Origin of the sequence: Kitasatospora sp. NPDC002227 (assembly GCF_040296285.1) — a bacterium.
Classification (GTDB): domain Bacteria; phylum Actinomycetota; class Actinomycetes; order Streptomycetales; family Streptomycetaceae; genus Kitasatospora.
The window spans coordinates 191,765-214,156 of the sequence record NZ_JBEOWY010000008.1 but is presented as its reverse complement, the minus strand read 5'-3'; the positions used below and the strand labels follow the sequence as shown (position 1 = coordinate 214,156).

At 70.7% G+C, this 22,392-nt stretch carries 20 protein-coding genes; 12 read left to right on the top strand and 8 right to left on the bottom strand.

Annotated features, from left to right (window positions below):
* The first annotated feature begins 123 nt into the window (after positions 1 to 123).
* Together recO and ABT095_RS10365 are read left to right on the top strand one after the other, a co-directional pair.
* Complete coding sequence (recO, locus tag ABT095_RS10370; protein ID WP_350528911.1) at positions 124 to 870, top strand: DNA repair protein RecO; 747 nt, start codon at positions 124 to 126, stop codon at positions 868 to 870.
* A gap of 5 nt (positions 871 to 875) precedes the next feature.
* A complete protein-coding gene (locus ABT095_RS10365; RefSeq protein ID WP_350528910.1) occupies positions 876 to 1,700 on the top strand; it encodes an isoprenyl transferase in 825 nt (274 codons plus the stop codon).
* A 67-nt stretch (positions 1,701 to 1,767) separates the two neighbouring features.
* Here ABT095_RS10365 and ABT095_RS10360 read toward each other — a convergent pair whose 3' ends face one another.
* The 4 genes from ABT095_RS10360 to ABT095_RS10345 form a co-directional block, all read right to left on the bottom strand.
* Entirely contained in the window at positions 1,768 to 2,181 is a 414-nt protein-coding gene (locus ABT095_RS10360; protein ID WP_350528909.1) for a Fur family transcriptional regulator, read from the bottom strand.
* A 35-nt stretch (positions 2,182 to 2,216) separates the two neighbouring features.
* Complete coding sequence (locus tag ABT095_RS10355) at positions 2,217 to 3,146, bottom strand: metal ABC transporter permease (RefSeq protein WP_350528908.1); 930 nt, start codon at positions 3,144 to 3,146, stop codon at positions 2,217 to 2,219.
* Positions 3,143 to 4,051, bottom strand: coding sequence for a metal ABC transporter ATP-binding protein (locus tag ABT095_RS10350; RefSeq protein ID WP_502884849.1), 909 nt, complete (start codon positions 4,049 to 4,051; stop codon positions 3,143 to 3,145). Before ABT095_RS10350 ends, ABT095_RS10355 begins: the two co-directional genes overlap by 4 nt.
* 125 nt (positions 4,052 to 4,176) lie before the next feature.
* Positions 4,177 to 5,181: a metal ABC transporter substrate-binding protein gene (locus ABT095_RS10345; protein ID WP_350528907.1), complete on the bottom strand. Its 1,005-nt coding sequence runs from the start codon at positions 5,179 to 5,181 to the stop codon at positions 4,177 to 4,179.
* A 201-nt stretch (positions 5,182 to 5,382) separates the two neighbouring features.
* Between ABT095_RS10345 and ABT095_RS10340 the strand changes: the two genes are divergently transcribed.
* Positions 5,383 to 6,765, top strand: coding sequence for a glycine--tRNA ligase (locus tag ABT095_RS10340; RefSeq protein WP_350528906.1), 1,383 nt, complete (start codon positions 5,383 to 5,385; stop codon positions 6,763 to 6,765).
* A 193-nt stretch (positions 6,766 to 6,958) separates the two neighbouring features.
* On the opposite strand, the gene ybiA is transcribed toward ABT095_RS10340, so the two are convergent.
* Both ybiA and ABT095_RS10330 read right to left on the bottom strand, forming a co-directional pair.
* Complete coding sequence (ybiA, locus tag ABT095_RS10335) at positions 6,959 to 7,546, bottom strand: riboflavin biosynthesis intermediates N-glycosidase (protein WP_350528905.1); 588 nt, start codon at positions 7,544 to 7,546, stop codon at positions 6,959 to 6,961.
* A gap of 81 nt (positions 7,547 to 7,627) precedes the next feature.
* Positions 7,628 to 9,142 carry an MFS transporter gene (locus tag ABT095_RS10330; RefSeq protein ID WP_350528904.1) on the bottom strand — a complete coding sequence of 505 codons (1,515 nt, stop codon included), beginning with the start codon at positions 9,140 to 9,142 and terminating at the stop codon, positions 7,628 to 7,630.
* Positions 9,143 to 9,297: 155 nt separating this feature from the next.
* On the opposite strand from ABT095_RS10330, the gene ABT095_RS10325 reads away from it, so the two are divergent.
* Both ABT095_RS10325 and ABT095_RS10320 read left to right on the top strand, forming a co-directional pair.
* Positions 9,298 to 10,266: a helix-turn-helix transcriptional regulator gene (locus tag ABT095_RS10325; RefSeq protein ID WP_350528903.1), complete on the top strand. Its 969-nt coding sequence runs from the start codon at positions 9,298 to 9,300 to the stop codon at positions 10,264 to 10,266.
* Between the two features lie 66 nt (positions 10,267 to 10,332).
* Positions 10,333 to 10,488 carry a hypothetical protein gene (locus tag ABT095_RS10320; protein WP_350528902.1) on the top strand — a complete coding sequence of 52 codons (156 nt, stop codon included), beginning with the start codon at positions 10,333 to 10,335 and terminating at the stop codon, positions 10,486 to 10,488.
* Positions 10,489 to 10,953: 465 nt separating this feature from the next.
* Here ABT095_RS10320 and ABT095_RS10315 read toward each other — a convergent pair whose 3' ends face one another.
* Entirely contained in the window at positions 10,954 to 11,400 is a 447-nt protein-coding gene (locus tag ABT095_RS10315; protein WP_350528901.1) for a hypothetical protein, read from the bottom strand.
* 134 nt (positions 11,401 to 11,534) lie between these two features.
* On the opposite strand from ABT095_RS10315, the gene ABT095_RS10310 reads away from it, so the two are divergent.
* The 6 genes from ABT095_RS10310 (at position 11,535) to ABT095_RS10285 (ending at position 19,763) form a co-directional block, all read left to right on the top strand.
* Positions 11,535 to 12,764 (top strand): sensor histidine kinase, encoded by a 1,230-nt coding sequence (locus tag ABT095_RS10310; RefSeq protein ID WP_350528900.1) that lies wholly within the window; start codon positions 11,535 to 11,537, stop codon positions 12,762 to 12,764.
* Positions 12,752 to 13,396: a response regulator gene (locus ABT095_RS10305; protein WP_350528899.1), complete on the top strand. Its 645-nt coding sequence runs from the start codon at positions 12,752 to 12,754 to the stop codon at positions 13,394 to 13,396. The genes ABT095_RS10310 and ABT095_RS10305 overlap by 13 nt, the downstream gene beginning before the upstream one ends.
* Positions 13,397 to 14,329: a DUF4097 family beta strand repeat-containing protein gene (locus tag ABT095_RS10300; protein WP_350528898.1), complete on the top strand. Its 933-nt coding sequence runs from the start codon at positions 13,397 to 13,399 to the stop codon at positions 14,327 to 14,329.
* Between the two features lie 139 nt (positions 14,330 to 14,468).
* The gene (gene dusB / locus ABT095_RS10295) at positions 14,469 to 15,770 is read left to right on the top strand and encodes a tRNA dihydrouridine synthase DusB (RefSeq protein ID WP_350528897.1); all 1,302 of its coding nucleotides are present in this window, start codon (positions 14,469 to 14,471) and stop codon (positions 15,768 to 15,770) included.
* A gap of 564 nt (positions 15,771 to 16,334) precedes the next feature.
* The gene (gene ppdK, locus ABT095_RS10290; RefSeq protein ID WP_350528896.1) at positions 16,335 to 19,043 is read left to right on the top strand and encodes a pyruvate, phosphate dikinase; all 2,709 of its coding nucleotides are present in this window, start codon (positions 16,335 to 16,337) and stop codon (positions 19,041 to 19,043) included.
* A gap of 216 nt (positions 19,044 to 19,259) precedes the next feature.
* Positions 19,260 to 19,763 (top strand): ribonuclease, encoded by a 504-nt coding sequence (locus tag ABT095_RS10285; protein ID WP_350528895.1) that lies wholly within the window; start codon positions 19,260 to 19,262, stop codon positions 19,761 to 19,763.
* Between the two features lie 92 nt (positions 19,764 to 19,855).
* Here the strand turns inward: ABT095_RS10285 and ABT095_RS10280 are convergent, their stop codons facing one another.
* On the bottom strand, positions 19,856 to 20,575 hold the full coding sequence (locus tag ABT095_RS10280; protein ID WP_350528894.1) for a GNAT family N-acetyltransferase: 720 nt from the start codon (positions 20,573 to 20,575) through the stop codon (positions 19,856 to 19,858).
* 861 nt (positions 20,576 to 21,436) lie between these two features.
* Between ABT095_RS10280 and ABT095_RS10275 the strand changes: the two genes are divergently transcribed.
* Positions 21,437 to 22,381, top strand: a complete 945-nt coding sequence (locus ABT095_RS10275) for a proteasome assembly chaperone family protein (protein ID WP_350528893.1) — start codon at positions 21,437 to 21,439, stop codon at positions 22,379 to 22,381.
* Positions 22,382 to 22,392: the final 11 nt, after the last annotated feature.

Here is a 22,392-nt window from a genome sequence, read left to right as displayed (position 1 = left end):
CACCCCCACGGGCCGAGGTGCGGGCGTACGGCTGCCCTTGTCCTGGAGCGCTCCCCGGGTGCGGGACAATGGTGGGATGGTCACTCTGCCCGAGGCCTCCCTTCGACTCGACGGCGGCCGCCCATGAGCCTCATCCGCGACGACGGTGTCGTGCTCCGCGTGCAGAAGCTCGGCGAGGCCGATCGGATCATCACCCTGCTCACCCGCCAGCACGGCAAGGTGCGCGCGGTCGCCCGGGGCATCCGCAAGACCAAGTCCAAGTTCGGCGCCCGGCTCGAGCCGTTCTCCCACGTGGACGTGCAGTTCTTCAGCCGGAACACCGAGCTGATCGGCCGCTCGATGCCGCTCTGCACCCAGGTCGAGACGATCGCCCCGTACGGCGGCGCGATCGTCACCGACTACGGCCGCTACACCGCGGGCACCGCGATGCTGGAGACGGCCGAGCGCTTCGCCGAGAACGAGGGTGAGCCGGCCGTCCAGCAGTACCTGCTGCTGGTCGGCGCGCTGCGCACGCTGGCCCAGGGGCTGCACGAGTCGCACCTGGTGCTGGACGCCTTCCTGCTGCGCTCGCTGGCCGTCAACGGCTACGGCGCGAGCTTCACCGACTGCGCCAAGTGCGGTCTGGAGGGCCCGAACCGCTTCTTCTCGCTGCAGGCGGGCGGGGTGCTCTGCTCGGACTGCCGAGTGCCGGGAAGTGCCGTACCCTCCCCTGAGACACTGGTACTGCTCGGCGCGCTGCTGTCAGGGGACTGGCACACGGCCGACACCTGCGAGCCACGGTACTGGCGGGAGGGCAGCGGTCTGGTCGCCGCCTACCTGCAGTGGCACCTGGAGCGGGGTATCCGCTCGATGAGATACGTGGAGAAGTGAGCACCATGGCAGCGCGACGGCTCTTCGGCAGCAAGCAGCGGGACTACGCCCCGCCGACCCCGCACCCGAGCGGTGCCCGGCCGCCGAAGCTGCCCGGCGAGCTGGTGCCGAACCACGTCGCGATCGTGATGGACGGCAACGGCCGCTGGGCCAAGGAGCGCGGCCTGCCTCGCACCGAGGGCCACAAGGTCGGCGAGTCGGTGGTGCTCGACGTGCTCAAGGGCGCGATCGAGCTGGGCGTGAAGAACATCTCGCTGTACGCCTTCTCCACCGAGAACTGGAAGCGCTCCCCGGACGAGGTGAAGTTCCTGATGAACTTCAACCGGGACGTCATCCGCCGCCGCCGCGACGAGATGGACGCGATGGGCGTGCGGATCCGCTGGGCCGGGCGGATGCCCAAGCTGTGGAAGAGCGTCGTCCAGGAGCTCCAGATCGCCGAGGAGCAGACCAAGGGCAACGACGCCGTCACCCTCTACATGTGCGTCAACTACGGCGGCCGGGCCGAGCTCGCGGACGCCACCGCGGCCATCGCCCGCGACGTCGCGGCCGGGAAGCTGAACCCGGAGAAGGTCAACGAGAAGACCATCGCCAAGTACCTGTACCACCCGGACATGCCGGACGTGGACCTCTTCCTGCGGCCGAGCGGTGAGCAGCGCACCTCCAACTTCCTGCTCTGGCAGAGCGCTTACGCCGAGTTCGTGTTCCAGGACGTGCTCTGGCCGGATTTCGACCGGCGTGACCTGTGGAAGGCCTGCGAGCAGTTCGCGATGCGGGACCGCCGGTTCGGCGGGGCGATCCCGAACGAGGTCGAGCTTCCCGCTCAGCGTTGAGTGACAACGCCCAGGGGCGCGGGGTTCGGTCGATCAACCGAACCCCGCGCCCCTGGGCGGTCGTGGCTCAGGTGCGTTTCGCCGCACACTCGCCGCAGGTGCCGAAGATCTCCAGCGTGTGCGCGATGTCGCTGTAGCCGTGCTCGGCGGCGACGGCATTGGCCCAGCGCTCCACCGCCGGGCCCTCCACCTCGACGGTCGCGCCGCAGTGACGGCAGACCAGGTGGTGGTGGTGACCGCTGCTGCACCGGCGGTAGACGGCCTCGCCGTCGGCGGTGCGCAGCACGTCCACCTCACCGGCGTCGGCCAGCGACTGCAGAGTCCGGTAGACGGTGGTCAGACCGACCGAGTCGCCGCGGTGCTTGAGCATGTCGTGCAGCTCCTGCGCGCTGCGGAAGTCCTCGATCTCGTCCAGGACCGCCGAGACGGCGGCTCGCTGCCGAGTGGAACGCGCGCGCGGCGACGGGCCTGCGGTGGTCACCGTGGGTCCTCCTGGGGCTGGGGGCTTCTCGCACATCATTGTGCCAGCCCCTGACTTGCCGCCGGGCCCCTGTCCGTCGTCGTACCGCCCTGCTTCGGAAGGACGACGTCGCAGACCTGCGGGCCGGCGGGCGCCGCGTGGCGGTGCCGACGGCGGGCGAGCGGGGCGGCGACGGCGCTCAGCAGGGCGAACACCGCGATGGCGAGCAGGACGATCGCCGGTCCGGGCGGGAGGTCGGCCCGGTAGGAGCCGGTGACGCCGGCCAGCGAGACCACCACGCCGAGGCCGATCGCGGCGGCCTGGGTGGCGGCGAAGGACCGGGTCAACTGCTGGGCGGCCGCGACCGGCACCACCATCAGCGCACTGACCAGCAGCACGCCGACCACCCGCATGGCGACGGTGACGGTGACGGCGGCCGTCACGGCCAGCAGCAGGTTGAGCAGCCGGACGGGGATGCCGGTGACCCGGGCGAACTCCTCGTCCTGGCAGATCGCGAACAGCTGGCGCCGCAGGCCCAGCGTGAAGGCGATCACCACCACGCCGAGCACGGCGATGGTCACCAGGTCGGTGGGGGAGACGGTGAGGATCGAGCCCCAGAGGTAGCTGTCCAGGCTGCCGCTGCCGCCGCTGGACTGCGCGCTGACGCTGACCAGCATCTTCCCGCAGGCCATCCCGCCGTAGAAGAGCATCGCGAGCGCGATGTCGCCCTGCTTGTTGCCCCGGGCGCGGACCAGCTCCATCACCACGGCGCCGGCCACGCAGACCAGCAGCGCCATCCAGACCGGGTTGCTCTGGAACAGGAACCCGAGGCCGACACCGGTCAGCGCGACGTGGCCGATGCCGTCGCCCATCAGGGACTGGCGGCGCTGCACCAGGTAGATCCCGACGGCGGGGGCGGTGATGCCGACCAGTACGGCGGCGATCAGCGCCCGCTGCATGAAGTCGTAGCTGAGCATCTCGGTCATGCCAGGAGTCCCGGGGTGTTGGTGAGGTGGTGCTCGCCCGCCTGCGAGGCGTTCGGGTGGGGGGCGTTCGGGTGGGGGGCGTTCGGGTGGGGGGTGTTCGGGTGGGGGGCGTCCGCGTGTGAGTAGTCCGCGTGCGGGTGGACGTGGTCGTGGCCGGGCAGTGCGTGCTGCCCGGCGGCGGGCGGGGGAGGGCCGTCGTGGGCGACGCAGCCGTCCCGAAGGACGACGGCTCGGTCGATCAGCGGCTCCAGCGGGCCTAGTTCGTGCAGCACGAGCAGCACGGCGGCGCCGCGGGCGACCTCGGTGCGCAGGGTGTCGGCCAGCACCTGCTGGCTGGCCATGTCCACCCCGGCCATCGGCTCGTCCATGATCAACAGGTCCGGCGTGCCGACCAGCGCCCGGGCGATCAGCACCCGCTGGTGCTGGCCGCCGGAGAGCGCGGCCACGCTGTCCTCGGCCCGGTCCAGCATCCCCACCGCCGTCAGCGCCCGGTCGACCGCCTGCCTGTCCCGGCGGCGGAACGGCAGCATCCGGTGCTGCGGCAGCCGCCCGGTGGAGACCACCTCGCGCACGGTGGCCGGCACCCCGCTGGCGGCGGTGGTGCGCTGGGGCACGTACCCGATCCGCCGCCAGTCGCGGAACTTCGGGTACGGGGTGCCGAAGAGCTCCAACCCGCCCTGGTCCAGCCCGACCGAGCCGATCACGGTCTTCACGGTGGTCGACTTGCCCGAACCGTTGGCGCCGAGCAGGGCGACCACCTCGCCCCGGCGGACGGTCAGATCGACCCCGCGCAGGACGGGCCGGCCGCCGAGTGAGGCGACGGCGCCGCTGAGGCGGACGACGGGGTCGGGGTCGTCGGCGGGGGAGGCGGCTCGGTGCGGCGCCTCGGTCATGACGGAGCTCATGCGGGGGTGTCCTCTCGGCCGGTGGTGCCGGAGCAGCAGGAGGTGGTCGGTGCTGTGGCGGGGTTTCAGCCGGTGGCGGTTCAGCCGGGGGTGGGTCAGGCGGTGGCGGGTTGGCTGGTGGCGGTTCAGCCGGTGGCGCCGAGGGCGGCCTTCAGGTTGGTGAGGTTCTGCCGCATGACCGAGAAGTAGTCGCTCTTGGCCGGGTCCTTGACGCCCTCGAGCGGGTCGAGCACGGCGGTCTTGAGACGGAGGTCCTTGGCGACGGTGTCGGCGAGCTTCGGGCTGACCAGGGTCTCGAAGAAGATCGTGGTGACGCCGTGCTCCTTGGCGGCCTTCTGGATCTCGGCGAGGCGGGCCGGGGTGGGCTCGGACTCGGGGTCGACGCCGTTGATCGCGATCTGGTCCAGCCCGTAGTGGTCGGCGAGGTAGCCGAAGGCGGCGTGGCTGGTGACGAAGGTCTTGGTCTTGACGTTCTTGAGGCCGTCCCGGAACTCCTGGTCCAGGGTGGCCAGCTTGCCGACCACGGCGTCGGTGTTCTTCTGGTAGTCGGCGGTGTGCGCGGGGTCGGCCTTGGCCAGCTCGGAGCCGACGCTCTTGGCGATGGCCGCGTAGCGGGTCGGGTCGAGCCAGATGTGCGGGTCACCCTGGGGGTGGCTGTGGCCGTCACCGTCCTGGCTCGCCTGGTCGGTGGGGACTTCGCCCTCGTCGAGGTGGTGGTCCACCAGCGGGGAGGCGGCGGTGGCGTCGACCTTGTACTTGGTGCCGGCCTGGGAGACGGCCTGGTCGACGGCGGGCTGCAGGCCCTTGAGGTAGAGGATCAGGTGGGCCTTCTGGACGGCGCCGACCTGCTTGGCGGTCAGCTCGAGATCGTGCGGCTCGACACCGGGGGCGGTGAGGCCGGTGACCTTGACGTGGTCGCCGCCGATCTGCTCGGCCAGGTACTCCATCGGGTAGAACGACGCGACCACGTCCAGCTTGCCGCCGCTCCCGCCGCCCGACTTGCCGCTCTCGGTGCTGGCGCTGCTGTTGCCGCCGCAGGCGGTGAGGGCGAGCGCGCCGACCAGGGCGGTGGCGGTCAGGGCTATCGAGGTGGAGAGGCGGCCGGAGCGGGAGGATCGGTTGAGCGTCATGACAATCATTCTCATCTCAGATGGAAATGATTGTCAACTCACTCGAACGGGTGAGGCGTACAAGGCGGCGCGCAGGGCGGCGAAACCGATTTGAACCCCATCCCCACGTGCCCGGTAACCTGAGGTATTCGGGTGCGTGCAACCAGCCGCGCCTTGACCGTGCCGTCGCACCGGGTGCGACGTCGTATTGAAGAGAGCACTGTGGCAGCCGACAAGATCGACACGATTGTCAGCCTGAGCAAGCGCCGTGGCTTCGTCTACCCCTGCAGCGAGATCTACGGTGGCACCCGTGCCGCCTGGGACTACGGGCCACTGGGCGTCGAGCTCAAGGAGAACATCAAGCGCCAGTGGTGGCGTTCGATGGTCACCGCTCGGGAGGACGTCGTCGGACTTGACTCGTCGGTGATCCTGGCCCGCGAGGTCTGGGAGGCTTCCGGCCACGTTGCCACCTTCAACGACCCGCTGACCGAGTGCACCTCCTGCCACAAGCGCTACCGCGCGGACCACCTGGAGGAGGCGTACGAGGCCAAGCACGGCAAGGTGCCGGGCAACGGCCTCGCCGACATCAACTGCCCGAACTGCGGTAACAAGGGCGCCTTCACGGAGCCCAAGGAGTTCTCGGGCATGCTGAAGACGCACCTCGGTGTCACCGAGGACGCCTCCGGCCTGGCCTACCTGCGCCCCGAGACGGCGCAGGGCATCTTCACCAACTTCAAGGCCGTCCAGACCACCTCGCGCAAGAAGCCCCCGTTCGGCATCGCCCAGGTCGGCAAGAGCTTCCGCAACGAGATCACCCCTGGCAACTTCATCTTCCGCACGCGCGAGTTCGAGCAGATGGAGATGGAGTTCTTCGTCAAGCCGGGCGAGGACGAGCAGTGGCACGAGTACTGGCTGCAGCAGCGCTGGGACTGGTACGTCGACCTCGGCATGCGCACCGAGAACATGCGCTTCTTCGAGCACCCGAAGGAGAAGCTCTCCCACTACGCCAAGCGCACGGTGGACATCGAGTACCGCTTCAACTTCGGCGGTACCGAGTTCTCCGAGCTGGAGGGCCTCGCCAACCGTACGGACTACGACCTGACCGTGCACAGCGAGCACTCCGGTCAGGACCTCAAGTACTTCGACCAGGAGTCGGGCGAGCGGTACTTCCCGTACGTCATCGAGCCGGCAGCCGGTCTCAACCGCGCCATGCTGGCCTTCCTGCTCGATGCCTACTTCGAGGACGAGGCGCCGAACGCCAAGGGCGTCATGGAGAAGCGCGTCGGCATGCGGCTCGACCCGCGACTGGCCCCGGTCAAGGTCGCGGTGCTGCCGCTCTCGCGCAACGCCGACCTGTCGCCGAAGGCCCGTGGCCTGGCCGCCGACCTGCGTCAGGCGTGGAACGTCGAGTTCGACGACGCCGGTGCGATCGGCAAGCGCTACCGCCGTCAGGACGAGATCGGCACGCCGTTCTGCGTGACGGTCGACTTCGACACCCTCGAGGACAACGCGGTCACCATCCGCGAGCGGGACACCATGGCGCAGGAGCGGGTCTCCCTCGACCAGGTCAAGTCCTACCTGGGTGCTCGTCTGATCGGCTGCTAGGTCCGGGCTCCGCCGTTCCTGAGCGGATCCGTTCTAGGGCGGATCCGCTCTCGGACGGATCCGCTCTCGGACGGATCCGTTCTCGAACGGGTCGGCCCCCTCTGCGAGGTGATCGCGGAGGGGGCCGTCGGCGTTTTTGGGGCCCGGGGTTGGGGATTGGGGCTTGGGCTCGGGGTCGGTGCCCGGGCTTGGGCTACTGGGCCAGGCGGGAGCGGGCCTCCATTAGGGCGAATCCGAGGAGGTTGAGGCCTCGCCACTGGGCCGGGTCGGCGGCGCGTGCGTCGGTGGCGACGAGGCCGATGCCCCAGAGGCGGTCCCGCGGGCTGGCCTCGACCAGGACGCGCTGACTGGTGCCGAGGAGGTAGGTGCGCAGTGCTTCGTCCTGCCCGAACTTGGCGATATTGCCCTCGACCACCAACTCGAAGCGGGCGGCCTCCCAACGCTTGTCGTCGAAGCCGGCGACCAGCCGCCCGAGCTTCTTGGCCTCGGCCGGCGTCCGGGCGGAGAGGATGCGGGGGAGCACCTGCTCGTCACCGAACAGCCGGGCCTTGCCCGCCATCATCCAGTGCTCGGCGCTCGAGTAGGTGACCCCGTCGACGGTGAACTCGGCCGGCCACCACTGGCTGAGCGATCCGGATCCGATCTGCCCGTCCCGCTGGGGCTGGTGGCCCCAGAAGTGCAGGTACTTCGGCTGAGCGCCTGCGGCCACCAGGGCGGTCAGCTCTTCACGGTTGCGGGTGTCGGCGGGGTGGATGGGCTGGACGGGGTGTGCAGTGCTCATATCGTCATCCTGACATTAACTACTGACAGCGCCCACTGATTTCCGACGGCGAGCTGGTGGCGGGGTCAGCCGATGGCGGGGTCAGCCGATGGTGCGGGGAAGGCGGCGGCTGAGGATGAAGACGGCGGCGGAACCGGTCAGCTGGATCGTCAGCACCAGGGCGAGGGCGTGGGCCATACCGAGGGTGGGGGCGAGCGAGACGAAGAGGGTGCCGAGGGTGGCGACGCCGAGCGCGAGGCTGGACTGCTGGGTGGTGGCCAGCACCCCGCTCCCGACCCCGGCCCGGGCCACCGGCACCTTGGACAGGACCACCCGGAACAGCGGGGTGCCGATCAGGCCCTGGCCGATCCCGGCGAGGGCGACCCCGGGGAGCATCCGCAGCGCGGAGAAGTGCGCCCAGTCGGCCAGGACCGTGGCCACCAGCGCCGCCAGCCCAAGCCCCTGGACGACGGCGCCGACCGTGATCACCCGGCTGCCGAACCTGCTGATCAGCCGAGGGCCGCTGAGCGAGGCGGAGAAGTACCCGACAGCCATCGGCACCAGCGCCCAACCGGCGGCCACCGGCCCGAGCCGCAGCCCCTGCTGGAGCATCACCGCGACCACGAACATGAACCCGCCGAACCCGGTGAAGTAGGGGAGCGCGATGCCCAGCCCGCGCCGCATCTCGGGTATCCGAAGGAGCGTCAGGGGCACCAGCGGCATCCTGCCGTCCGAGGTCTGCTCGCTGCGCTGCTCTATCCGGCGCTCGGTGAGGAGGAAGGCCGCGCCGAGGAAGGGGGAGGCGCCGAGCAGGAGCCAGGACCAGAGCGGCCAGCCCATCGCCCGGCCCTCCATCAGCGGCACCAGGAGCGAGAGCAGGGTGGCGGTGAGCAGGACGGTGCCGGGCAGGTCGACCCGGGCGGCCTGGGGCGAACGGGTCTCCGGGACGAAGAAGTACGCCAGCACCATGGTGAGTAGGGCGAACGGCACGTTGAGCAGGAAGACCGCGCGCCAGCCGCTGCCGAACAGGTCGGCCGCGACCAGCATGCCGCCGAGCACCTGCCCGATCACCACGGAGATGCCGCCGACCGCGCCGTAGATGCTGAGCGCCCTGGCCCGCTGCGGCCCGTGGCCGATGGCCGTGATGGTGGCCAGCACCTGGGGGAGCAGCAGGGCCGCCGAGGCACCCTGGGCCGCGCGGGCCGCCACCAAGGTCCAGGCGGTGGGGGCGATGCCGCAGAGCAGTGAGGTGACCGCGAAGGCGCCGGCCCCCGCGATGAACAGCCGCTTGCGACCGAAGGTGTCACCGAGCCGGCCACCGAGCACCAGCAGCACGGCGAAAGCGATGCCGTACCCCGCCGCCACCAGCTCCAGGACGGCGGGCCCGGCCCCCAAGTCCCGGTCGATGGTGGGGAGGGCGACATTGACGATGAAGAAGTCGAGCATCGGCAGGAACGCACCGAGCAGAACGGTGACGAGACCGGCCACGCTGAGGCTGATGGTCAGTGGGGTGGGAGTCGCGGCGGCGGAGGGGGAGGCAGCGGTGGGGGCGGCGGAGGCGGCGGCGGGTCGTGCCACCCTGGGTGTCGGCTTCGTGAGCGTCGTCTGCTGGGTCACGGCCACTACGATCCGCCCTTTCTTACCCTGGTACCAGACAGTGTTTATCCAGGTATAAGGACTACCTGGCAACAGGCTTCGCGATGGCGCATGCTTGGCACATGGCCACCTCTACTGCTTCCGCTGACAGCCGCGCCTTGGCGGACAGCCGTACCTTGGCGGACAGTCGTGCCCTGGCCGACAGCCGTCGTCATGAGCTGGCGTCGTTCCTCCGGAGCCGTCGGGAGCGGATCTCGCCGGAGCAGGTCGGGCTCCCGCCGACCGGACGCCGCCGCACGCCGGGGCTACGCCGCGAGGAGGTAGCGCTGCTCGCCGCCGTGGGGGTGACTTGGTATACCTGGCTCGAGCAGGGACGACCGATCCAGGTGTCCGCCCAGGTGCTGGACTCGGTGGCGCGGACCCTGCTGTTGGACCGGAACGAGCGCGCGCACCTCTTCGCACTGGCCGGGGCCGAGGATCCGACGCCGGTGTACGACTGCCCGACCGTCACCCCGGCCGTCCGCCTGCTGCTCGAGCAGATCAATCCGATGGCCGCGGCGGTGGTCAACCGCCGGTACGACATCGTGGCCTACAACCGGGCGTACAAGATGATCGTCGGGGACCTCGACGCGATGCCGTTCGAGGAACGGAACGTCCTCTGGCTGGCCTTCACCGACTCCTACTTCTCCTCGGTACTGGTGGACCGGGACGAGGCGCGGGCCTCGATCGTCGCCCGGTTCCGTGCCGGGCTGGCGGACCACGGCTCCGAGCGGGTCTGGACGGAGCTGTTGGACCGGCTCTGCCAGGTCTCGCCCGAGTTCGAGGCGCTCTGGGCCCGGCACGAGGTCGAGGGACTGGGGAACGGCATGAAGCGGTTTCTGATCCCCGGTGCGGGGCTGCTCCGCTTCGACTACACCAACCTCTGGCTCGGCCCCAACGGCGGCACCCGGCTGATCACCTACACCCCGGCGGACGAGGAGACCCGCGCTCAGATGGAACTGTTCGACTCCGGCGAGGCGGACGGTCAGACGGGAGGGGACGGTCATGTCGGAGAGAGCGGTCAAGCTGGAGAGCGCGGTCAAGCCGGAGAGGGCGGTCAGGCCGGACAGCGCCACCGAGAGGTGACGGCGGAGCGGGAAGTCTGACGGTGCGTCGGCCGGGGTGAGCGTCCGGGGCGGGGTGAACGGCCGGGCCGGGGTGATGGTGCTGGGATGAAGAGCGTTGGGGGCGAGACCGCCCAGGGCGAGCACCGCGCAGAGCCAGGCCAGCGGGAGCTCGGCGCAGAGGGCCATCGCGACGGCCGTGGCCAACTCGGCGCCGGGCGCGGCGGCTCGCAGGTCGTACCAGGCGTCGGCCAGGAGCAGTAGCGCGGCGAGGGCCGCAGGCCAGCGGTGGGTGTCGCCGCCCCGGCGGAGCAGGGCGGCCGTGGTGATGAGGGCGGTGGCCTCGGCGGCGTCGAGCACGGCCCAGCCGCCGTCACCCGGGAGACTGGCCAGCAGGGTCAACCACGGCACCAGCAACAGGCCGCAGGCCAGCAGCAGCCGCTGGATCTGCTCCTCACCGGTGCGGCGAGGCGCCGACCGACCGCCCCGCGGCATGCTGACCGCTGCCCCCGCCCGCGCTTCTCTCACCTCCGTCACCCCGTGTACGTGCTGCATGCTGCTCGCCTCCCTCGCGAGTCGGCCGCCGGTGGCGGCGGGTGGAGCCGGACGGTGGTGCCGCCACTGTGGCGGAGGACCGTTGACCGTCGGCTGTGTAGGGCTTGTCGTGCTGTGGTGCGGCCGGCCGGTGGAGCTGCGGCGCGAAGGCGGACGGCCGGCCCGAGTCGGCCGTCATATCCGACGGGTACGCAGCCGCTCCACGGCTCCGGTGGGGAGCTCGACCTGCACGCCGTCGCACTGGCCCTCGGCCCAGGCGAGCCAGAACTCGCCGGCCAGGGGCAGCACCTCGGTGGGGAGGTGGAGCCGCTTCAGCCGCCCCGTGGTGAAGGTGACGCGGGGGTGGCCCACGGCGGCGGTCAGCCGGCCCCAGGCGAAGCCGCTCCGGCCGTCGGAAAGCTCGCAGTGCCGGGCGCCGCGCAGCAGGTCCGGGCTGAGGGCGGACGCCACCATGACGTCCAGCAACTCGCCCTGCTCATAGACCTCCAGGGCGGCCCGGGCCCCGCGCTGGTGGGTGAGCCGGACCGACCAGGGGCCCCGGGCCGGGGCCGCCGGGCCAGTCGGGTGGTGGGTGGGGAGGGGCGTCAGGTCAGCCCCGGTCTGCGGTGTCCTCGTCGTCATGTCCACAAGGCTCGCGAAAATCTGAGGGTCTGTCGGTAGCGCCTGCTGCCGTCTTTGGGGTGTACCTAGGTACACCCCAAGTGGGTACCTGGGTTCATGGTCAGGCGCTGAGCAGGGGTCCTAGGCTGTCCCGCATGTCGATCTCCGCTCTCCGCCGCGTGCTCGCCCGGGGTGCCGAGCACGCCCCGTGGTCGGTGGCTGCTCGGCGTGATGCCCTGTTCATCGCGGCCGGGCTGCCCCTCGGGCTGCCGGCCGTCCTGGCCTGTCTCATGGGCAAGAAGAGCTTCCTCCCCGCAGCGCTGCTGCTGGTCGTCTGCCTGGATCTCCTGACGACGGCTCAGCGCAGTCGCCTCCGCGCCCTGCGAGGCGTGAAGGTGCCCAGCCGGGTGGGCACCGACGCCAGGTGGCTGGCCCGGCTGCGGGCAGGGCTGGTCTGGCGGCAGGCGCTGTACCACTTCCTGGTCGCCCCGAGCCTCACCCTCGCCGGTGCCGCAGTGTTGGCCGGGGCGGGTTCGGGCCTGCTGATGGCCACGGTCTACGGCTGGGCCTTCGCGATGCCGCGCGGCAGCACGCTGAGATCCGGTGCCGCCTGGACCACCGACGATGCGGCGATCACGCTCTGCGGCCTGCTGCTCCTGTGGGCCGTCCCGTGGCTGGCCCACTGGCTGGCCCGGTTCGACGAGCTGGCCGCCGTCTCGCTGCTCGGCCCCAACCGAGCCGAGGTGCTGGCCCGTCGGGTCGAGGACTTGGCCGAGAGCCGGGCCGGCGTGGTGGACGCGGCCGATGCCGAGCGCCGCCGGATCGAGCGGGATCTGCACGACGGGGCCCAGCAGCGCCTGGTCTCCCTCGCGATGAACCTCGGCCTGGCCCGCCGCACCTTGAAAGACGTGCCGCCCGAAGCCATGCAGGTGATCGTCGAGGCGCACGAGGAGGCCCAGGCCGCCATCGTCGAGCTTCGAGACCTGGTCCGCGGGCTGCACCCGGTGGTCCTGGAGGACAGGGGGTTGGACGCGGCGCTCTCCGGGATCGCCGCGCGGTCCCCGGTCCCGGTGCGGCTGACGGCCGAGCTGCCCGAGCGGCTGGCGCCCACCATCGAGGCGGTCGCCTACTTCACCGTCTCCGAGGCCCTGGCCAATGTGGCCAAACACGCCAAGGCCTCCCGGGTGGAGCTCTCCCTCCGCCAGCACCAGGGGCGGCTGCGCATCGTGCTGACCGACGACGGCGTCGGTGGTGCCGACCCGACGCGGGGGACGGGCCTGGTCGGGCTGCGAAAACGCGCGGCCTCGGTGGACGGCACCCTCGCCATATCCAGCCCCCTCGGGGGTCCGACGATTATTACTGTGGAGTTGCCGTGCGAGCTGTGATCGCCGAGGACTCGGTCCTGCTTCGAGTGGGCCTGGTCAAGGTCCTGGAGGCGGTCGGCTACGAGGTGGTCGCCGCCGTGGGCGACGCCGAGGCGCTGCTGGCCGCCGTCGAGGAGCACGCTCCCGACGTGGTCGTGACGGACGTCCGGATGCCGCCCGGCCTTACCGATGAGGGTGTCCGGGCCGCGCTGATGATCAGGAGGCAGTGGCCCGAGGTCGCGGTCCTCCTGCTCTCCCAGTACGTGGAGGAGCGGTACGCCGCCGATCTGCTCGCCGGCAACACCAGCGGAGTGGGTTACCTGCTCAAGGAGCGGGTGGCCAACGTGGACGAGTTCGTCGAAGCGCTGCAGCGGGTCGCCGAGGGCGGCACCGCGCTGGATCCGGAGGTGGTGGCCCAGCTGCTGATCCGTCGCCACAGCGACCCGCTCGAGCGTCTCACCCCCAGGGAGCGGGACGTACTGGCACTGATGGCGCAGGGCCACTCCAACACGGCCATCGCCGGTGCCCTGATCATCAGCGACAGCGCCGTGGCCAAGCACATCAACAGCATCTTCACCAAGCTCGACCTGCCTCCGGCCGATGCCACCCACCGGCGGGTGCTGGCCGTGCTCCGGTTCCTGGAGGTGGAGTAGGTGTCCGAGCGGGCGGTCTGGCGGAGCATCGGGCGGGTGCTGCTGGTGGCGGCCGTCCTGGTCGGCGCGGTCGGCACCTGGAGCTGGCTGGCCAGCCAGAGCCAACGGGAGCAGCACGTGTACTGGCAGCCCGTCGCGGCGGTGGAGGTGGACGGTGGAGGCGCGGACGTCAAGATCGCTGCCGGGGCGGCGGACCGGGTCACGGTGCAGGAGTCCATGGAGTGGGCGATCCGGAAGCCGGCGGTCAGCCTGCGCCTGGTCGGCCAGACCCTGAAGATCAAGGCCCAGTGCCGCACCCCGTTCGTGACCAACCTCTGCTCGGTCTCGCTGACCGTCCAGGTACCGGCCCAGACCTCGGTGCAGACGCTCAGCGGCTCCGGGGCCACCGAGGTGACCGGTACTTCTGGGAAGGTCCGGGCTCAGGCACAGTCCGGGCAGGTGGTGCTGCACGGGCTGAGTGGCCAGGTCTGGGCCCAGTGCACCTCCGGCGAAATCATCGGTACCGGCCTGGGCTCCTCCCAGGTGCAGGCCGCGGTGAGTTCCGGTCGGATCGACCTCGGATTCGCCAAGCCGCCGCAGAGCGTCACCGCGACGGCGACCTCCGGCACGGTCCGGGTCTCCGTCCCACCCGACGGCGTCGGGTACCGGGTGGACGGCCACACCACCTCCGGCTCCTGGATGGTCGACCCGAGCCTGAACAGCACCGGGTCGCCCCGCCACATCGACGTGTCGCTCACCTCGGGTGACGTCGAAGTCCTCCCGACGCCGCCCGGTGCTGCCGCCGACTCCAGCTCCGTGTCCACCACCCCGACCACCGAGCCCACTGTCCCCGCCACCCCCACCACCCGGCCGACCAGCGAGCCCAGCCAATCCACCGGGCCCAGCCAAACCACCGGGCTCAGCCAATCCACCGAGCCCACCCAGCCCCACTGAGCCCACCCGCCCCCACCGATCCCGCCGCCCCGACCTTCACACCCACGGCCACTCACTGCGCCCACGGCCACTGCGCCAGGTGGGGGACAATGAAGAGCCCCGCGCCGCCGCGCCGCCCACCCGTTGAGGACCACCACGCATGACCACCGCGCCCGCCCCCACGCCAGCCCCCGCCGCTGAGCTCACTCCCGAGCCGGCTGCCGCCCCTGTCACCGCCACCGCCACAATCCAGGCCGCCACAACCCGGGCCGCCACAACCCGGGCCGCCACAACCCCGGCCACCGCCCCCGCCACCGAGCCCGTCGGCGAGTTCCGGCCGCTGACCATCGGCCCGCTGGAGGTGTGGCCGCCGGTGGTGCTGGCCCCGATGGCCGGGATCACCAACGCTCCCTTCCGCACGCTGTGCCGGGAGCAGAATGGCGGCAAGGGCCTGTACGTGTCCGAGATGATCACCACCCGGGCGCTGGTCGAGCGGAATGCCAAGACCATGCAGCTGATCCACTTCGACCCGAGCGAGAAGCCCCGGTCGATCCAGCTCTACGGGGTGGACCCGGCGACGGTCGGCAAGGCGGCCCGGATGATCGCCGACGAGGGCCTGGCGGACCACATCGACCTCAACTTCGGCTGCCCCGTCCCCAAGGTCACCCGCAAGGGCGGCGGCTCCGCGCTGCCGTACAAGCGGAACCTGCTGCGCGAGATCCTGCGCGAGGCCGTCGGCAACGCGGGCGATCTCCCCGTCACGATGAAGATGCGCAAGGGCATCGACGACGACCACCTCACCTACCTGGACGCTGGGCGGATCGGCGCCGAAGAAGGTGTCTCGGCGATCGCGCTGCACGGGCGGACGGCGGCGCAGCACTACGGCGGTACGGCGGACTGGTCGGCGATCGCCCGGCTGCGCGAGTCGGTGCCGGCCGAGATCCCCGTCCTGGGCAACGGGGACATCTGGTCGGCCGAGGACGCCGTGCGGATGATGCGCGAAACGGGCTGCGACGGTGTGGTGGTCGGCCGCGGCTGCCTGGGGCGCCCGTGGCTGTTCAAGGATCTGGTCTCGATCTTCGAGGGCGAGGTGGACTACGCCCGCCCGGCCTTCGCCGACGTGGCCAGGGCGATGGTCCGGCACGCCCAGCTGCTCGGTGAGTGGATGGGGGACGAATCGCGTGGCGTGGTCGATTTCCGCAAGCACGTGGCCTGGTACACCAAGGGATTCTCGGTCGGGTCCGAGCTGCGGGTGAAGCTGGCGATGTCGAGCTCGCTCGCCGAGCTGGCGGAGTCCCTCGCCCAGGTGGAGCAGACCCAGCTCTGGCCCGCCGGGGCGGACGGCCCCCGGGGTCGGACGAGTGGGAACAACCGGGTGGTCCTCCCGGAGGGGTGGTTGGACGATCCGTACGACTGCGCCCTGCCGAGCATTGACGCCGAGTTGGACACATCCGGCGGCTGAGTAGGACGAATGGGCGAATTCGGCCCCCGGGGGCGGATCGACGGTCCGTCCCAGCCCTCTTGGACAGTCTGGCCAAGAGGGCTCCTTTCTGGCAGATTTTGCTTACGCTGAGCTGACAGAGTGTCGACGCAAGGTGACAAAGTGCTGAGATCGGCTCGGCTCAACGGCTGAGATGCGCCCGTGACGCTGGCCACATATCGTGGCGATTGACGGCTGGTCAGGTGGGTTCGTTGGACAACAGGTCCTAAATCGCTTCCCGAAGGGCTTCGCGGCGGATCGGCCCGGCTGGCTGCAGGAAATCAACCCGGAGCAACATGGCGGACCTCAGGCCGTCACTCTCTGTCCGGTTCGTGTGATCTTGGCGTTTCAATGCCTTCACTACTTGAACGGTATCTAACGTCAGCCGGACGATTTCGCCAACAGAGGTGAACGCCCTGACGGGCATTCGATCTGTTGGGTCTGTGCCCACTGTGAGATTCGTAGGGCCTATCAGTAGCGCGAAAGTGCCTTCGAAATGGGTATGTTCTCCGGCGTCAGGGCAACCGCGTACGAGGAGACCGACCCGTGCCGTCCGAGCAGAAGTTTGTTTACTCCTTCACTGAAGGAAACAAGGACCTCAAGGACCTTCTTGGCGGTAAGGGTGCCAACCTCGCCGAGATGACCAACCTGGGCCTCCCCGTACCTCCGGGGTTCACCATCACGACCGAGGCCTGCAAGGTCTTCCTGGAGACCGGTAGCGAGCCCTCCTCGCTGCACGCCGAGATCACCGAGCACCTCGTCTCCCTCGAGCAGGAGATGGGCAAGAAGCTGGGCCAGGCGGACAACCCGCTGCTGGTCTCCGTCCGCTCCGGTGCGAAGTTCTCCATGCCCGGCATGATGGACACCGTCCTCAACATCGGCCTGTCCGACGCCTCCGTGCAGGGCCTCGCGGCGCAGGCCGGCAACGAGCGGTTCGCCTGGGACTCCTACCGTCGCCTGGTCCAGATGTTCGGCAAGACCGTGCTGGGCGTCGACGGCGAGCTCTTCGAGGAGGCCCTGGACCACCTCAAGGAGTCCAAGGGCACCGCGAACGACCTCGACCTGACGGCCGAGGACCTCAAGGGCCTGGTCGAGACCTTCAAGGGCATCGTCAAGAGCGAGACCGGCCGGGACTTCCCGCAGGACCCGCGCGAGCAGATGGACCTGGCGATCTACGCCGTCTTCCACTCCTGGAACGGTGACCGCGCCCGGCTGTACCGCCGCCAGGAGCGGATCCCGAACGACCTGGGCACCGCCGTCAACGTCTGCTCGATGGTCTTCGGCAACCTCGGCGAGGACTCCGGCACCGGTGTCGCCTTCACCCGCGACCCCTCCACCGGCACCGCCGGCGTCTACGGCGACTACCTGCAGAACGCCCAGGGCGAGGACGTGGTCGCGGGTATCCGCAACACCCTCCAGCTGGCCGACCTCGAGCAGCTCGACAAGAAGTCGTACGACGAGCTGATGGCGATCATGCAGAAGCTCGAGACGCACTACCGCGACCTGTGCGACATCGAGTTCACCATCGAGCGCGGCAAGCTCTGGATGCTGCAGACCCGCGTGGGCAAGCGCACCGCCGCCGCCGCGTTCCGGATCGCCGTCCAGCTGGTCGACCAGGGCCTGATCGACCTGGACGAGGCGCTGCACCGCGTCACCGGCGGCCAGCTGGCCCAGCTGATGTTCCCCCGGTTCGCCCCTGACGCCACCTCCAAGCAGATCGGCCGCGGCATCGCCGCCTCGCCGGGTGCCGCCGTCGGCAAGGTGGTCTTCGACTCCTACACCGCCGTCAAGTGGTCCCGCTCCGGCGAGAAGGTCATCCTGGTCCGCCGGGAGACCAACCCGGACGACCTGGACGGCATGATCGCCGCCGAGGGCATCCTGACCTCGCGCGGTGGCAAGACCTCGCACGCGGCAGTGGTCGCCCGCGGCATGGGCAAGACCTGTGTCTGCGGCGCCGAGGAGCTCGAGGTCGACACCAAGCGCCGCAAGATGGTCACGGCCGACGGCCTGGTCATCGAGGAGGGCGACGTCGTCTCGATCGACGGTGGCACCGGCAAGGTGTACATCGGCGAGGTGCCCGTCCTGCCGTCCCCCGTGGTCGAGTACTTCGAGGGCACCCTGCACGCCGGCGCCGACGTCCAGGGCGGCCTGGTCCAGGCCGTGCACCGCCTGATGGCGCACGCCGACGGCCGCCGTCGCCTGGCCGTCCGGGCCAACGCCGACAACGCCGAGGACGCGAACCGCGCCCGCCGGTACGGCGCCCAGGGCATCGGCCTGTGCCGCACCGAGCACATGTTCCTCGGTGAGGAGCGCCGCAAGGAGGTCGAGCACCTGATCCTCGCGGACAACGACAAGGACCGCGAGCAGGCCCTCTCCACCCTCCTCCCGCTGCAGAAGGGCGACTTCGTCGAGCTCTTCCAGGCGATGGACGGGCTCCCGGTGACGGTCCGTCTGCTGGACCCGCCGCTGCACGAGTTCCTCCCGAACATCACCGAGCTGTCGGTGCGCGTCGCCCTCGCCGAGGCCCGCAAGGACCCGAACGAGAACGACCTGCGCCTGCTCCAGGCCGTGCACAAGCTGCACGAGCAGAACCCGATGCTGGGTCTGCGCGGCGTGCGCCTGGGCCTGGTCATCCCCGGCCTGTTCGGGATGCAGGTCCGCGCCATCGCCGAGGCGGCGGCCGAGCGCAAGCTCGGTGGCGGCGACCCGCGCCCGGAGGTGATGATCCCGCTGGTCGGCACCGTCCAGGAGCTGGAGATCGTCAAGGACGAGTGCGAGCGGGTGCTGGCCGAGGTGGCCAAGTCCACCGGCGTCGAGCTGGACATCAAGCTCGGCACCATGATCGAGCTGCCGCGCGCCGCCGTGACGGCCGGTCAGATCGCCGAGGCCGCCGAGTTCTTCTCCTTCGGCACCAACGACCTGACCCAGACCGTCTGGGGCTTCTCCCGGGACGACGTGGAGGCGAGCTTCTTCACCGCGTACCTGGAGAAGGGCATCTTCGGCGTCAGCCCGTTCGAGACCATCGACCGCGACGGTGTCGGCTCGCTGGTCAAGCAGGCCGCCGAGGCCGGCCGGGCCACCCGCCCGGACCTCAAGCTCGGTGTCTGCGGCGAGCACGGCGGTGACCCGGACTCGGTGCACTTCTTCCACGAGGTGGGGCTGGACTACGTCTCCTGCTCTCCCTTCCGCATCCCGGTGGCGCGCCTGGAGGCAGGCCGCGCCGCCCTCGAGGCCGCGGGCAGCGACTCGCGCTGATCGGGGGTTGACCCGATCGGTGCTGCAGCGCTGACCGCTCCCCTCCTACCGGGGAGGGGCGTACGGCGGAGCTCGGCGCAGGAGAGCCGCCGTACGTAGGAGCCGGGGCGGGAACGGACAATGGCGTCCGTTCCCGCCCCGGCGCCGTTTCCCGTACCTGAGACCGGGAGACCCGTTTTTCGCCGTGCGGGTCAGGTGTCCGGCAAGCTATGGCGCATGAGCAGCCGTAACCGTCTGATCGCCGTCCCGGCGATCGTTGTCCTCGCCCTGTTCGGGGCGTCCGCCTGTGCCTCCTCCGGCGGCTCGTCGAAGCCGAGCACCCCCGCGGCCGGCTCGGCGAGCCCGGCCCGGAGCGTCACCGCCAAGCCCTCGCCGCCCCCGGCCAAGCCGGGAGCGCCGACCGGCACGAAGAGCAGCTGGGTGCCGAACAACCCCTCGCTGGCGGACGTCTGCCGCAGCAAGCTGCCGAGCCAGGCCCGGGACACCCTGACCTTGATCGACAAGGGTGGCCCGTACCCCTACCGCAACGACGGCATCGTCTTCGAGAACCGCGAGAACCGGCTGCCCAAGCAGGCCACCGGCTACTACCACGAGTACACCGTGGTGACGCCCGGCTCGGACGACCGAGGTGCCCGACGGGTCGTCACCGGCTCGGTCGGCGAGGAGTACTGGACCAGCGACCACTACGCGAGCTTCCAGGAGATCGACGGCCGCTGCTAGGCGTACGCCGGGCACACGTGAAGGCGCCCACCCCCTGAGCGGGGGGTGGGCGCCTTCACATGTGCCGTCCGAGGCCGGGCCTCGGACGTGGATCAGATGTGGATCAGCGGGACGCCCTGTCTAAGACACTCCTGGGAGAGCGCCGGGTCCGGGGCGCTCGGCGAGGTGGCGGCGGCGATCCGGAGCTCGATGATGTCCCGGACGGCCGGCCACTCCTCGTCGAGGATGGAGTAGAAGGCGGTGGAGCGGACGATGCCGTCCAGCCCGCGGGAGTGGGCTCGGCGGACGCCTTCGCAGGTCGCGCCCAGACGCTCGATCGCGGTGCGCGAGCGAAGGTTCCGAGCGTCGGCGCGCAGCGAGATCCGCTGCACGCCCCAGGTCTCGAAGGCGTGGCGCAGCATCAGCAGCTTCGCCTCGGTGTTGATGCCGGTGCCCTGGGCACGGGCCGAGAGCCAGGTGCCGCCGATCTCGGCGGCGTCCGGCACGGCCAGCAGCGGGTCACCGTGGGGCACGCCCGGGGTCGGGGGCCAGACCATCGGCCCCTGCCAGTAGTCGAGCTCCTGGAACCGGGTGGCGCCCACCACCCGGTTGTCAGCGACGCTGACCGTGGCGAACGGCAGCGAACGCCCGGCTGCCTGGTCGGCGAGCGCGCGGCCGATGTACTCCTGCGCGGCTTCCAGGCTGTGGGGAACGGGCGTGAAGGCGTAGGTCGTACGATCCTCGGCGCCTGCCTCGGCGAGAGCCTCCGCGTGGTGCTCGGCGAGGGGCTCCAGCCGCGTGGTGCGGCCGATGAGGGTTACGGGTACGGGCACGGAACCTTCGGTCCTTCGGCGGTCGGAGGGACCCTGTGCCGAGGTGACGGCACGAGGGCGGTGGTCGTTTCGCCCCAGCTCCGGTTACGCGCCGCCACCCGCCGTGGGGGGCGGGTCGCTCACGCCGGCAGGGCCCGGTCGTGCGGCGGTGAGAGGCGCCCGGAGGCGGGCAGCTCGGTGCCGGGCGGACACGGGTCATCGGACCGGTCCGGCATGACGAGCGAAGGGGACAGTGTGCGTCCGCGATATGGCCGAGTGAGGAAAGAGAGCGCGAAGGGAAGCAGGCGGCCAAGTGAAGGCAAGGTGCGGTGCGAGTGGCTGACCGTATCGTGCCGGGCCGGGACGACGGCGTGACGAACGACGTGACGACGGCGCGGCGATGCGGGTCAGCGAGAGGACGATACCCGTCAGAACGCGGTGCGTCACCTCGCGGCGCGCCAACGGGGTGGTGGGGCCCCCGTGTGCGGCTGCTCGGTGCCCCCGGCGGGGGCCAGACAGAGCCTCCCGGGCGGCCCGGAGCAGCCCGTGAGTGATCGTCGCCACGGCAGTGTAAGGCCTCGGCGGCCACGCTCACCAGCGGATTCGACGGCTTCGGGGGGTGGGATGATGGCGCGGCCGTGCCGGGGCGGGCGGACCCCGCTGAAGCCGGGCGCAAGGCGGGCGCCGGAACCTGGGCGGGGACATCTCCGTTACCTCGTCAGTCACCGGGAATGTCGGCGGCCTCCGGCACGCTGGACTGAGCGGACGGCCCGACCGTGCCCCAAAGGGCAGGGCGGGTCGAAAGGCCAGGTCAGGCGGTTGGTCCTGGGTGGACGGCAGCCGAAGACACGACGGACGAGACAGAACGGGGTTGGGTGCGCAGTGCGGGATCCCAAGGAGCTGTACCAGCTGGAGCCGCAGGGCGTGGCCGCGCTCGTCGCCGCGGACGCCGCAGCCGGGCCCGAGGGTGACGGGCTGGTGCTGCTGTACCACTTCGAGGGCTTCATGGACGCCGGTGAGGCCGGCGGCCAGGTCGTCGCGCACCTGCTGGAGCACGGAAAGCCGCAGGTCGTGGCCCGTTTCGACCACGACCGCCTGGTGGACTACCGGGCCCGCCGCCCGGTGATGACCTTCACCCGGGACAGGTGGACCTCCTACGACCCGCCGGAGATCCTGCTCCGGTTGGTGCACGACTCTGTCGGCTCCCCCTTCCTGCTGCTGACCGGCCCGGAGCCGGACACCGAGTGGGAGCTGTTCGCCGCCGCCGTCCGTGAGCTGGTCGAGCGCTTCGAGGTGCGCCTCGCGGTGGACTTCCACGGCATCCCGATGGGTGTCCCGCACACCCGCCCGGTCGGCCTCACCCCGCACGGCAACCGGCTGGACCTCGCGCCCGGCCACCCGAGCTGGTTCGACCAGGCCCAGGTGCCCGGCAGCGCCCAGGGCCTGCTGGAGTACCGCCTGGCCGACGCCGGGCACGACGTGCTGGGTTTCGCCGTCCACGTGCCGCACTACGTGGCCCGCTCCGCCTACCCGGCGGCCGCCGTGCTGATCCTGGAGGCCGTGCAGTCGGCCAGCGGCCTGGTGCTGCCCGGCACCGAGCTGCGGGACAGGGTCGGCGAGGTCTACGCGGACATCGAGGAGCAGTTGGCGCGCGGGGACGACGAGTTGCGCTCGGCCATCCGGGGGATGGAGAGCCAGTACGACGCGGTGGCCGGGTCGGAGGGCCGGGAGAGTCTGCTGGCCGAGCCGGTCGACCTGCCCTCGGCGGAGGAGCTGGGGCGGCGCTTCGAGGAGTTCCTGGCCGAGCACGAGCGCGACACGGAGTAGCGGAGCGGTAG